At 61.6% G+C, this 12,654-nt stretch carries 6 protein-coding genes and 4 pseudogenes; 4 read left to right on the top strand and 6 right to left on the bottom strand.

Annotated elements, in window-relative coordinates:
- Positions 1-52: 52 nt before the first annotated feature.
- Positions 53-2,570: pseudogene (gene ligD, locus N7E02_RS10680) on the bottom strand (DNA ligase D).
- A gap of 3 nt (positions 2,571-2,573) precedes the next feature.
- Positions 2,574-3,424, bottom strand: a pseudogene (gene ku / locus N7E02_RS10675) (non-homologous end joining protein Ku).
- A gap of 167 nt (positions 3,425-3,591) precedes the next feature.
- Here ku and N7E02_RS10670 point away from each other — a divergent pair.
- Positions 3,592-4,081 (top strand): annotated as a pseudogene (locus N7E02_RS10670) (sigma-70 family RNA polymerase sigma factor).
- Positions 4,082-4,112: 31 nt separating this feature from the next.
- Positions 4,113-4,625: a superoxide dismutase family protein gene (locus tag N7E02_RS10665; protein ID WP_286581895.1), complete on the top strand. Its 513-nt coding sequence runs from the start codon at positions 4,113-4,115 to the stop codon at positions 4,623-4,625.
- 12 nt (positions 4,626-4,637) lie between these two features.
- On the opposite strand, the gene N7E02_RS10660 is transcribed toward N7E02_RS10665, so the two are convergent.
- Positions 4,638-5,360, bottom strand: a complete 723-nt coding sequence (locus N7E02_RS10660; RefSeq protein WP_286581894.1) for a glutathione S-transferase — start codon at positions 5,358-5,360, stop codon at positions 4,638-4,640.
- Between the two features lie 354 nt (positions 5,361-5,714).
- Here N7E02_RS10660 and N7E02_RS10655 point away from each other — a divergent pair, with 354 nt between their 5' ends.
- On the top strand, positions 5,715-8,057 hold the full coding sequence (locus N7E02_RS10655; protein ID WP_286581893.1) for a glucose/quinate/shikimate family membrane-bound PQQ-dependent dehydrogenase: 2,343 nt from the start codon (positions 5,715-5,717) through the stop codon (positions 8,055-8,057).
- Here N7E02_RS10655 and N7E02_RS10650 read toward each other — a convergent pair whose 3' ends face one another.
- Positions 8,058-9,416, bottom strand: coding sequence for an aminotransferase-like domain-containing protein (locus tag N7E02_RS10650; RefSeq protein WP_286581892.1), 1,359 nt, complete (start codon positions 9,414-9,416; stop codon positions 8,058-8,060).
- A 101-nt stretch (positions 9,417-9,517) separates the two neighbouring features.
- On the opposite strand from N7E02_RS10650, the gene N7E02_RS10645 reads away from it, so the two are divergent.
- Complete coding sequence (locus tag N7E02_RS10645) at positions 9,518-10,117, top strand: LysE family translocator (protein WP_286581891.1); 600 nt, start codon at positions 9,518-9,520, stop codon at positions 10,115-10,117.
- Positions 10,118-10,218: 101 nt separating this feature from the next.
- Here the strand turns inward: N7E02_RS10645 and N7E02_RS10640 are convergent, their stop codons facing one another.
- Both N7E02_RS10640 and N7E02_RS10635 read right to left on the bottom strand, forming a co-directional pair.
- Complete coding sequence (locus N7E02_RS10640) at positions 10,219-10,512, bottom strand: BON domain-containing protein (RefSeq protein ID WP_286581890.1); 294 nt, start codon at positions 10,510-10,512, stop codon at positions 10,219-10,221.
- Between the two features lie 93 nt (positions 10,513-10,605).
- Positions 10,606-12,554: pseudogene (locus N7E02_RS10635) on the bottom strand (hybrid sensor histidine kinase/response regulator).
- Positions 12,555-12,654 lie beyond the last annotated feature (100 nt).

Here is a 12,654-nt window from a genome sequence, read left to right as displayed (position 1 = left end):
AGGCTCGTTCCGATTCGGCGAAGCAAGGGCGGATCGGGACGAGCTTTGCGCTTCAGCGCATCACCACCGCCGCCTTGCGGAAATCCGCCCATGGGTCGCTCGCCTGCTGGGCGATGCGGGCAGGGGTGTTGTTGACGGTGAAGTAGTTGGGGCCGATGGCACCGCCGAGCTCGTCCCAGGCGATCGGCATGGAGACCGGGGCGCCGGGGCGGGCGCGGGTGGAATAGGGCGCCACCGCCGTGTTGCCGCGGCCGTTCCGCAGATAGTCGATCAGGATCTTGCCCTTGCGCTTCGACTTCGTGATGGTCGAGACATATTTGTCGGGATCGTCACCGGCCATGCCGTCGGCAAGCGCCTTCATGGCTGCTTTTACTTCCGGCCATTCGGCCTTCGGTTTCAAAGGCGCTACGACATGCAGACCCTTGCCACCTGATGTCTTGACGAAGGCGGTCAGCCCCATGGCCTCGAAACGGGCCTTCACCTCGTGGGCGGCGGCGATCGTCGCGGTCCAGGGCACGCCGTCGCCGGGGTCGAGGTCGATATTGACCATGTCCGGCTTTTCCCAATCGTCCAGCGTCGAGCCCCAGGGGTGGATTTCGAGCGTCGCACCCTGGACGAGGCCGAGCAGGCCGTCGAGATCGCGGATCGCGATATATTCCTCGGCCTTGTCCGCCGGGTCCTTCACCAGCACGGCCTTGCTGGTCATGCCCTTCCAGCCGTGCTTCTGGAAGAAGAGCTGCTTTGCCTTGCCCTCGTTGCCGATGCCGTCCGGCCCGCGCAGAAGGGCCAGCGGCCGATTGACGACGAAGGGTGCCATCAGCCGCCAGACCTCGGCGTAATAGTCGGCAAGCCCGGCCTTGGTCACGCCTGCATCCGGCCAGTACAGCCGGTCGGGATGGGTTAATGTCACCGATCGCTTCGGCGGCTTCTGTGCTTCAGGTTCCGACATGCCGGTCTTCTCCCGGACGATATCCTTCGGGTCTTTGTCTTCGCGAAGACCCCGGAAAGCAGCATGCCGGATATGGGCATCCGCCGTCCAGCCACGGAATTCCACTTCGGCCACCGAGATCGGCTCGACGAAAACGACGTCCTTCTTTTCCAATCCCGTCAGCGTCTCGCCGAACGGGCTGCCATCGGTGCTGATCGCCTCCAGACGCTTGAACAGGGACCGCGCGACGGTGGCGGAATAGCCGGTGCCGACGCGCCCGGCATGGCGCAGCTTACCTTTGTCGTAATAGCCCATCACGAGCGATCCGATCGCCTGTTTGTCAACGGAGGAGGGGACAAAGCCCGCGACGACGAATTCCTGCCGCGCCGTGCATTTCGATTTCACCCAGTCCTTGCCGCGGCCGGAGCGATAGGGCGCATCGGCGACCTTGGAAATGATGCCCTCAAGGCTCAGCCGACAGGCATGTTTCAGCACAAGCCCGCCCTCATCGCCGAAATGCTCGCTGTAGCGAAGGGCTGCGCCGGCGCCTGCCAGAAGTGCCTGCAGTGTTTCCTTGCGATCAGTCAGCTTCGCACCCGTCATGTCCCGGCCGTCGAGATAGAGAAGGTCGAAGGCGAAGAAGGTGAAACGGTCGGCCACGCCCTCGCTCAGATCCTGCTGCAGCAGGGAGAAATCGGTGGCGCCCGAGCCTGCCTCGACCGCCAGCTCGCCATCGATAATGGCATTTTTGGCCGGAAGCTTCTTGAGTTCTGCGATGATGTCGCTGCCAAACTTCTTGGTCCAGTCCAGGCCGGTGCGGGTCAACAGCCTGATCTCGCCATTGTCGATGCGCGCCTGCAGCCGATAGCCGTCGATCTTGATCTCGTGGAGCCAACGCTTGCCGGAGGGCGCGGACTTCACCAGCGTTGCGAGCTGCGGCTCAATGAAGTCCGGCATCTTCGCCTTCTTCGAACCCTTCGCGACTTTCGCGTCGTCGGCGGTTTTAGGCGCAGGCTTGGTCTTGCTCCCGGCGGTTTTTTGACGGCCGTCTTGCGCGCCGGAGCACGGCCCCAGATCTCGTCGAGGCTCTTGCCGGTCTTCACCGAAAGCGGCAGCTCATCGAGAATGTCCTCGTCGCCATCGGCACGGGCGAACTCGTCCTCGCCCTTGATCAGCAGCCAGTTCTCGCGCTTCTCGCCATCCTTCTTTGCCATGCGGACGAGATGCCAGCGTCCTTCCAGCTTCTCGCCCTTCAGCTCGAATTCCATATGGCCTTTCTTGTAGGCCTTGTGCGGATCGCCGATCGGTTCCCAGCTGCCGCGGTCCCACAGCATCACCGCGCCTGCACCGTAATTGCCCTTGGGAATGGTCCCTTCGAAGCCACCGTAATCGAGCGGATGGTCCTCGACATGCACGGCCAGCCGCTTTTCGCCGGGCGACAGGCTCGGCCCGCGGGTGACCGCCCAGCTTTTCAGAACACCGTCCATTTCCAGGCGAAAATCATAATGCAACCGGGTGGCATCGTGTTTCTGGATGACGAAGCTGTTTCCGACGCCCTTAGCCTTGCGGGTGCGAGAAACCTTTCCCTGTGGCTCGGGGAGAGCTTGAAATCGCGCTTCTTGTTATAGGTTTCGAGCGCCATGGATCAGCTCGCCTTCTTTTGCGGCGTGGCCGCCTTGCGGGATTTCGTCGTGCTCTTCTTCGCCGAAGTCTTCTTGCCCGAGGATGAGCCGGCGCTCTGGCGTAGCGCATCCATCAGGCTAGTCACCTTCTGCGGTTTCGGCGCCGCCTTCTTTTTCGGCTTGCGACCCTCGATCTTCGCCTTGATCAGCTCGGACAGTGCCGCCTCGTAGCGGTCGTCGAATTTTTCAGGATCAAACTTGCCGCGCTTGGTGTCGATGATGTGCTTTGCGAGATCCAGCATCTCCCCTCGATCTTGAAGGTTTTGATGCCGGAAAAGATTTCCTTGGCGGGCCTCACCTCGTAATCGAAGGTCAGGGTGCTGGCGATCATTCCCTGGTCGCTCGGGCGGATCAGCAATGTCCGCATGCGCCGGAACAGCACCGTGCTCGCCAGTGCTGCCACCTTCTTTTCCTTCAGAGCGGCCCGGATCAATTCGAACATCTCCGCCGAGGGCCTGTCGGCCGGCGCGAGATAATAGGGCCGGTCGAGGAAGATGGTGTCGATCCCGTCGCAAGGGATGAAGTGCTCCATCTCCAGCGTCTTGTCGCTGTCGGGAACCGCATCCTTGATCTCTTCGGGTTCGAGGAAGACGTATTCGCCGCTCGAAACCTCGTAGCCCTTGACGATGTCGTCACGGTCCACCTCGCGGCCGGTATCGGCGTCGACCATCTGGCGGCTGACACGATTGCCGGTCTTGCGGTTGATGATGTTGAAGCTGACGCGGTCGGACGTGGAGGCAGCGGTGAAGAGCGCCACAGGGCAGCTCAGTTCACCGATCTTCAGGTAACCTTTCCAGTTCGCACGCGGAGCCATACTCATCCTCCTCGAAAGCCTATCAACCGGCCTACGCGCTTCTTTGTTCCGTACGCTGGCGGACGCCCGCCCGACTTGCGGAACCAAATCGCGCATCCATCCGTTTGCCACCGTCCATCCCGCCGGAAGAGACTGAGGAGAGGTAGGCAACGGTGTCAGAGCCACAGTTGAATGGTGATCCTGCACGTGCAGACATAGTAAGGCTGATCCCGGCTCTCCGTGCTTTTGCCCGTACCTTCTGCCGCAATTCATCCGATGCAGACGATCTCGTCCAGGAAACGCTGTTGAAGGCGCTCGCCAATCTCGACAAGTTCGAGCGCGGCACGAAGCTGAAGTCGTGGCTGTTCACGATCATGCGCAACACCTTCTACACACGCTCAAAGGTTCTCGGCCGCGAGGCGCCGGGCCTTGAGGAAAACGTGTCCGGCGACGCGCCGATGGCGGCGACGCAGGAGATGACGGCGCGGGCGCACGAAGTGCAGAGGGCGCTGCAGAAACTTCCCCCATTACCGCGAGGTCCTGACGCTCGTGGCGATCCTCGGCGAGAGCTACGAGGCAGCCGCCGAGATCTGCGACTGCGCCGTCGGCACCGTCAAAAGCCGGCTGAACCGAGCTCGCCACCAGATCCTTCAGGAACTGGGCGAAGACGCCGGATAAACCTCGAAAAGGAGGCCCCAAGGAGAAGATGATGAAATATATGCTTACGGCTCTGACCGCGGCGCTGATCGCCGTGCCCGGATTGGCGATGTCGCAGGAAGCGCAAAAGGGCAAGGCGACCTTTACCGGCGAAGACGGCAAGGAGATCGGAACGGCGGAGCTAACGGGTACGAAATCCGGCGTGCTGATTTCGATCGAGATCAACGGGCTGCCAGCCGACAAGTGGGTGGCGTTCCATGTCCATGAGATGGGCAGCTGCGATGCCATGACCCATTACGATTCCGCCGGCGGGCACTTCAATCCGACCAAGGCGGATCACGGCTACGAGTCTGAAAACGGACCGCATGCGGGCGACATGCCCAACCAGTACGTCCCGGCCGATGGCACCCTGAGGGCACAGGTCTTCAATTCGGCCGTGACGCTCGGCAAGGGCGACAACGGCATTACGGGCAGGGCGCTGATGATCCACGCCAACCCGGATGACTATTCCGGCCAGCCGGCCGGCAATGCCGGCAAGCGACTGGCCTGCGCCGTCATCGAATAATCAGGTTCCGACCTAATCGATATCGAGTTCGGGATAGTGACGAAAAATCCCGGACTCGCTGAAGGCCAGACGTCTTGAGGAACCGAGATAGGTTTCGACATTGGGGCGTTTGGCCACCACGTCACGCAAAGCGGCGAGCTTCGGATAATCCGCGGCAACCGCCTTCATCGCCTTTGGGAAGGCATAGGCCAGTCCCTCCATCACCTGGAACAGCGACAGATCCACATAGCTCGGCTGCTTGCCAAGGGCGAAGCCGCTCTTTTCCGGGTTCTTGGCGATGATCCTCTCGAAATAGCCGAGGAATTTCGGAATACGGTCCTTGATGAAGGAGGTCGAGCGGGCTTTTGCCTCCGCTTTCTGCTCCTCGTAATAATCGCCGGTGCTGATCGGATGGTGGGTGTCGTGCACTTCGGCAACGAAATCGGTAATCGTCAGTTGCAAGCCATTGGCAAAATAGCGTGCCGCTTCGTCGTTTGGTACCAAGCCGAGCTTCGGGCCTAGATAAAACAGAATGTTGGCGACATGGGAGACGACCAGGTCGCCGTCCTTCAGGAAAGGCGGGGCGAACGGCATCTGTTCATGCGCATGGCCACCTTTCAGGTATTCCATCATCGTCTGGGCGCCGGGCGAAGTACGACCCTTGTCGAGATACTTGACGCCTGCATCCTCCAGCGCCAGCCGCACGAATTCGCCGCGGCCCTGGATGCCGTCCCAGTAATAAAGTTCATAAGGCATGCATTGCTCCGAAATCTTCGATCGTCTTCAAAACATTCGGCCCGGGCGGACCGTAAGACGCGTCGGGCTGCGGGATCGGTCGCAGCGGGGCACGGCGATGGGTGGTCAGAGAAACCTAGAGTTTATTGACGGTTTTCAAGACTGCCACCTCCCGTAAACCTTAATAGCCGTCGCTTGCGGTTGTTGGATGATCCTGTTGTTTTCAATCGCCGAACCTCTGTCCTTTCCATGTGTTCCGCCTAAATTACGCCGTAGAGTGGGTTCCGTGGCGCGACAAAGACGTCATTCGACGTCGCCGGGGAGGTAGGCGGGATCACTCGGGCCGCATCGTTCTGTTCCAGGCAGGGTTTCCCAATGGCTATTCGCATTACCGCAATCATCATCGCGCTGATGGGCCTCGCGCTCACGCTCGGCGGTGGCTATCTCCTCTCACTCGGCGGCAGCATTTACTATCTGCTCTGCGGCCTCGGCTTTCTTGTCACCGCCGTACTGCTCTTCGCGCGCAAAGCGCTGGCGCTGCATGTCTATGCCGTCATCGTCATCCTCTCGCTCGTCTGGGCGCTTTGGGAAGTCGGGCTCGATTGGTGGCAGCTCGGCCCGCGGGGCGGGGTGGTCATCCTGCTCGGCCTCTGGCTGCTGACGCCCTGGATCCGCCGCCCGCTCGGCTTCATCAGCCCGACGGGTGCCCGCTATGGCGCAACCGCCAAGCCGCTTCTCGCCGCCGTTGCCCTGTCGATCGTTGTTGCGATCGTCTCGATGTTCTTCGACCCTCTGGATCAAAGCGGCGACCTGCCGGAAGAGAAGGTGGCCGCAGCGCCTGCTCTCGGCGGCAACGTGCCGGATGGCGAGTGGCATCAATATGGCCGCACGCCCTATGGCCAGCGCTATTCGCCGCTCGACCAGATCAATGTCGAGAATGTCGCGAACCTTCAGGAAGTCTGGCGCTACCAGACCGGCGACGTGAAGCTGCCGGACGATGTGGGTGAAACCACCTATCAGGTGACGCCGCTCAAGATCGGCGACAATCTCTATCTCTGCACGCCGCACAACTGGGCGATCGCCATCAACGCGACGACCGGCAAGCAGGTTTGGAAATATGACAGCAATTCCGGCATGAACCCGGATCGCCAGCATCAGACCTGCCGCGGCGTCAGCTATTACAAGGACCAGGCAGCCCGGCCCGGCACGCCCTGCGCCGAACGCGTCTACCTGCCCACTTCCGACGCGCGCCTGATCGCGCTCGATGCGGCCAATGGCCAGGTATGCCCATCCTTTGCCGATAACGGCACGCTGCATCTGGAAAACGGCATGCCGCACAAGCCGGCCGGCTACTATTATTCCACATCGCCGCCGGTTATCGTCGGCAACAAGATCATCATCGGCGGTGCCGTCAACGACAACTATTCGACCGAGGAACAGTCGGGCGTCATCCGCGCTTTCGACGTCAATTCGGGCGAGCTGATCTGGAATTGGGATTCGGGCAATCCGACACAGACCCAGCCGCTGCCGGAAGGGCAGACCTATACGACCAATTCCCCGAATGCGTGGTCGGTCCTGTCGGTCGACGAGGCGCTCGGTCTCGTCTATGTGCCGCTCGGCAACCAGGTGCCCGACCAGCTCGGCATGGGTCGGTCGGAAAATGTCGAGAAATACTCGTCGTCCATCGTCGCGCTCGACATCAATACCGGTGCCGATCGCTGGGTGCGCCAGACCGTGCATCATGACCTCTGGGACATGGATGTGCCGGCACAACCGGTTCTGCTCGATATCACCAAGTCCGACAACTCTGTCGTTCCCGCACTCGTCGGTCCGACCAAGCAGGGCGACATCTACGTGCTCGACCGTCGCACCGGCGAGCCGATCATCCCGGTGACCGAACAGCCCGCACCGGGCGGCACGATCCCCGAGGATCACGCCTCTCCGACGCAGCCGATCTCCGCGCTCAATTTCCGCCCGCGCACGCTCGAGGGCCGGGACATGTGGGGCGTCACCATGTTCGACCAGATGGTATGCCGCATCCGGCTCGAAGAGATGAACTATGAGGGCCAGTACACGCCGCCTTCGCTCAACGGCACGATCGTCTATCCGGGCAATTTCGGCACGTTCAACTGGGGCTCGGTCGCGGTCGATCCGGAGCGGATGGTGATGTTCGGCATGCCGACCTATCTCGCCTTTACCTCCAGGCTCGTGCCGCGCGCCGACATCCCGCCGAAGGGCCAGGACGAGAAGGGTTCCGAACAGGGGCTGAACCGCAATGACGGCGCGCCCTACGGCGTCTTCATGGGACCGTTCCTCGGCCCGCTGAACATTCCCTGCCAGGCGCCGCCATGGGGTTATGTCTCCGGTGTCGACCTTCGCACCGGCAAGATCGCCTACAAGCACCGCAACGGCACCGTGCGTGACATGACGCCCCTGCCGCTGCCGTTCAAGGTTGGCGTGCCGGGCATCGGCGGCCCGATGATCACCAAGGGCGGCGTCGCTTTCCTTGGTGCGGCGGTCGACGACTATCTGCGCGCCTATGACCTCACCGACGGCAAGCAGCTCTGGGAAGCCCGCCTTCCGGCTGGTGGCCAGGCGACGCCGATGAGCTATGCGGTGGAAGACGGCCGCCAGTTCGTGGTGATCGTCGCAGGTGGTCACGGCTCGGTCGGAACGAAGCCGGGCGATTACGTGATCGCGTATGCGCTGCCTCGGTAACTAGATGGAGGGTCTCGGCGGCGCTCGTAAAAGCTCTTCGAGCGCCGCCAGCGCAGCGGTCAACTGATCAGGTGATGGTCCGCCGAGACTGACGCGGATCCCGCCTGCCTGCCGGGTGGGATCCGTTAGCGGTGCGGCAGCGGGCATCAGCAATATACCGCAGGTGGCGGCGCGCGCGACGAGTTCTTCCGCCTTTTCGGTCGGCATCGGCAGCCATAGATGAAAGCCGTTGCCGTTTCTTATCGTGCAATGTCGCGAAAGAATTCGAGCAGCGAGGCCTGCACGTCTTGCCGCTTCGAGCCGAATGGTGGATGCGACAGACGCGGCTGTTCCATCAGACAGCCACAGTTCCATGATGGCAGCGGACAAGGGAGCGGCCATCGTGCTGCTTGCTTGCAGGCATGATTCTGCTTCACCGATTGCCCAGTCCGGAGCGACCAGTGCACCGATACGCAGACCCGGGCTCAAGATCTTGGAAAAGCCGGTGACGTGAAAGGTCCTCTCCGGTGCCATCGTCGCCAGTGGTAAATGATCCGGGGGCGTGAACACGCTGTAGACGTCGTCTTCCACAATGATTGCATCATGATCTCGACAGACACGGACAATATCCTCGCGCCTCATAACGCTCATCGTGGCGGTGGTCGGGTTCTGCAGTGTCGGTGTGATATAGACAACCTGGCGTGAGGACTTGTCTTCCGTGAGGGCCTTGTCCAAGGCGTCGGCGGTCATGCCCTGTTCGTCCATCTCGATGCCGCAAAGTTTAAGGCCGGCGCGACGGCCAATCAGCAATGCTCCAGGATAGGTGAACGCTTCGGTGAAGACTGTCGTTCCGGGCGTGGCCGCGACGGCAAAGGCAATCGCCAGAGCCTGCTGAGCACCATTGGTGAGGAGAATGTTTTCCCGGCGGCAGACAAGGCCGGTGCCGCTCAGCCAGCGAGCCATCTGCAAGCGATGTTCGGGGCGGCCTGCGGCTGGCGTATAGGCCGAAAACATGCCTGCATCCAAGCGCCGCGCCAAAGTTTCGAGGGCCGCGGAGAGAAGACGGTCGCTTAGCATCTGCGGCGGTGCATTGATGCTCAGGTCGATGAGTGGCCGCGTTGCCTGCGACGTAGCCGCAACGAACATGCCCCTGCCATGGAAGGATCTCACGAGGCCTCGTCGCGCCAGTGCAGCATAGGCTTTCGTTACCGTGCCGACGCTGACCTTGAGGTGCCAGGCGAGCTCGCGATGGGCAGGAAGGCGATCGCCCGGGCCGATCAGGCCACCCGCAATATCCTCGATAAGCGCCGCGGTCAGTTTATCGGATGTCGAGACGGGTATTTCGGCCAGTCGGGGCGTCCAGGTTGACCCCAGCTTCATAGCAGGCTCCAAAAGTGTCACGGTACACTAATCGATATTTTCAAAAAGTGTCCCATGTCTATTCTCGCAGTCAATGATCAATCACACCGATATTGCTGCCCATGACACACGAGCTCATTCTTGCCTTCCTCGCTTACGCATTCGTGACGTCGATAACGCCGGGTCCGAACAACGCCATGTTGCTCGCTTCGGGCGTGAACTTCGGCTTGAAGGCATCGGTGCCACATATCCTCGGCGTCAACATCGGTTTTGCCGTGCTGATCCTGTCTGTCGGCCTGGGGCTGGGCGGAGTATTCGAAGCGTTGCCTATCCTGCATGACGCGATGAAATATGTTGGGGCCGCCTATCTGATTTATCTTGCCTGGAAGATAGCCGGTTCGGGCGTGTCGGAGGCGGATCGCGGCAGGCGTGTGCCCTTGACCTTCATGCAGGCTGCTGCCTTCCAGTGGGTGAATCCGAAAGCATGGATCATGGCGATCGGAGCGATCGCGACCTACACGCAAGCGGACGGTTTTCTCGCCAAAGCCGTGCTCGTGACCATCCTCTTCTCTATCGTAAATGCGCCTTGCATCATTGCCTGGGCCGCGGTCGGAACCGCCCTCAGAGGCGTGTTGTCAAAACCCATCTGGTTGCGGGTCTTCAACGTTGCCATGGCGCTGATGCTCGTCGCGTCCCTTTATCCGATTTTTCGGGCCAGGTAACGCCTGCTTCGCACGGACGAAGCTGCTCGACAATTTACATCGGCTTTCAGATCAGGATGGCGTGGAAAACGCGGCGGATGCGGCTGCATGCCGGCCTTTGCTCAAATCCCCCGCCGCATCTGGTCATCCCCGGCAACCTTGATCTCGTTCCTCACCTCGGTCACGCCCTCGACGCTGCGTGCCACTTCCTCGGCACGGGCGACTTCCTGCTGGCGGGCGACCATGCCGGTCAGGGTGATCGTCGTGCCGCTGGCGGTTACCGCGATCTCCGCCGCCTCTATGCCACCTGCGGAGGCGAGGGCATCGGAAACGGCGCCCTCCAGCGCGGCGTGGGCCGGAAATTCGACTTCGATCTCCGGCGCGGTCTCGTGAAATTGCGGATGCTTGAAGACCATGTCCATTCTCCCTGTCAGAACGAGAGAACAACGCGCGTCGCCGTCCATTGGTTCACACGGGCGGCCGATTCAGTCGGTTCGGCTGATGCAGGCTCAGCCGGCGGTGCCGGTCACGCTGGCGATGATATCGCTCAGCTGCGTCTGGCTGAAGGGCTTGGGCAGGCGGGGCAGGTGGTTGCCGCTGCCGTCGGGCAGTTCGGCGTAACCGGTCGCGAGCACGACCGGCAGGCCCGGCCATTCGCGGGCGATCTCGGCGGCCAGTTCCGCGCCGGTCATGCGCGGCATGGAATGGTCGGTGATGACGAGGTCGATGCCGTTTTCGGCGGCCTTCAGCGCGTTCAGTGCCTCCGGGCCGCTATAAGCCTCGGTCACCTGGTGACCGAGATCCTCCAACATCATCGTCGTGTTCATCAGCACTAGGGCGTCGTCGTCCACGGCAAGCACCTTGAGCGGGCGGTCGCCGATCTTTTCGGACGTGTCTGAAGATGCGGCCTTCTCGCCCGGGCAATCCTCTTCGTCTACGGTCGGGAGAAAGAGCGAGATCGTCGTGCCTTCGCCCTTCACGCTGTCGATCGACAGCCTGCCGCCCGATTGTTCCGTCAGTCCCTGCACCATGGATAACCCCAGTCCTGTTCCCTTGCCGATCCCCTTGGTGGTGAAGAACGGTGTCGCGGCACGCGCGACCGTCTCGGGGTCCATGCCCTCGCCGGTATCACGTACGAATATTCGCAGATAGTCGCCCACCCGCAATTTATCGCCATCTTCGGCAACATCATGGCGCTCGGCGCTGACCGTAATCACTCCGCCATGCGTTGTCGTCTGCAGCATAGCGTCGCGGGCATTGACGACGAGATTGAGGATTGCGGTTTCCAGCTGCACCGCGTCGGTCAGGACCTTGGGCAGCTCGCCTGGGAAATCCGCTTCTATCCGGAGCGATGAGCCGAGAGAGCGTTCGAGGAAATCCATCATGCCGTCAACCAGCGCCGGCACGTCGACCGGTGTCATGTTGAGTTCCTGCCGGCGGGAGAAGGCGAGCATGCGCTGGGTCAGCGCCGCGCCGCGTTCGGCCCCTGCAGGGCGTTCAAGAGAAGCGGTGTCAGCGACGGGTCGTCGGGCATGCGCTTGCGCAGCATTTCGAGGCTGCCCATGATCGCCATCAGAAGATTGTTGAAGTCATGGGCAATGCCGCCGGTGAGCTGGCCGATTGCCTCCATCTTCTGCGCCTGGAACAGCTCTTCGCGGGTTTTCGCCAGCGCCTTCTGCGCTTCGACCTTTTCCGTCACGTCGCGGGTGATCTTGGCAAAGCCGAGAAGCTGGCCGGTCTCGTCGCGGATGGCGTCGATGACGACATGGGCCCAGAAGGTGGTGCCGTCCTTGCGCTGGCGCAGGCCCTCGCGCTCGACGCGGCCATCGCGCCGGGCGATATCGAGATTGCGGGCAGGCTCGCCCTTCTTCTGGTCTTCCGGCGTGTAGAAGCGGGAGAAGTGGCTGCCGATCGCATCTTCCGCGGCATAGCCCTTGATCCGTGCCGCGCCTGCATTCCAGTTGGTCACGTGACCATCCGGGTCCAGCATGTAGAGCGCGTAGTCGGTAACGCCGTTGACGAGAAGCTGAAACTTCTCCTCGCTCAGCCGCAGTTCGGCTTCCGCCTTCTTGCGCTCGGTCAGGTCGCGGGTAACCTTGGCAAAGCCGAGCAGATGGCCGGCGCGGTCCCAAATGGGGTCGATGATTACATGGGCCCAGAAGGTCGTGCCGTCCTTGCGCACGCGCAGGCCCTGATGCTCGTAACGGCCCATGGTTGCCGCCGTCTCAAGTGCCTTTTCAGGCATGCGGGCGAGGCGGTCCTCGTTGGTATAGAAACGGGAAAAATGTTCGCCGAGGATTTCGGAGGCTTCATAGCCCTTGAAGCGCTGCGCGCCGGCGTTCCAGCTGGCGATCTTGCCCGATGGGTCGAGCATGTAGATGGCATAGTCCGTGATCGCGTCGACGAGAAGTCGATAGCGTTCCTGGTCGAGCAGGGAAACGTCCTGTCTTTTTATCATGCAATGCGTGCCCCCTCCGCTCCGCCCCGAGCGACAACCCAACCTAATGCACGAACCTGACAATTGTTCCATGCCAGTACATTACATTAGAGACAAGGAA

The sequence above is a fragment of the Terrirhizobium terrae genome (assembly GCF_030323265.1).
In the GTDB taxonomy this organism is placed as follows: domain Bacteria; phylum Pseudomonadota; class Alphaproteobacteria; order Rhizobiales; family Rhizobiaceae; genus Neorhizobium.
Note: the sequence above shows the minus strand (reverse complement) of the source record. Positions and strands in the feature narration are given on the sequence as shown.

Coding starts and splice junctions, on each gene's coding strand:
- N7E02_RS10665 (WP_286581895.1), top strand. CDS start 4,113: ATGAAATATATGCTTACGGCTCTGACCGCGGCGCTGATCGCCGTGCCC.
- N7E02_RS10660 (WP_286581894.1), bottom strand. CDS start 5,360: ATGCCTTATGAACTTTATTACTGGGACGGCATCCAGGGCCGCGGCGAA.
- N7E02_RS10655 (WP_286581893.1), top strand. CDS start 5,715: ATGGCTATTCGCATTACCGCAATCATCATCGCGCTGATGGGCCTCGCG.
- N7E02_RS10650 (WP_286581892.1), bottom strand. CDS start 9,416: ATGAAGCTGGGGTCAACCTGGACGCCCCGACTGGCCGAAATACCCGTC.
- N7E02_RS10645 (WP_286581891.1), top strand. CDS start 9,518: ATGACACACGAGCTCATTCTTGCCTTCCTCGCTTACGCATTCGTGACG.
- N7E02_RS10640 (WP_286581890.1), bottom strand. CDS start 10,512: ATGGTCTTCAAGCATCCGCAATTTCACGAGACCGCGCCGGAGATCGAA.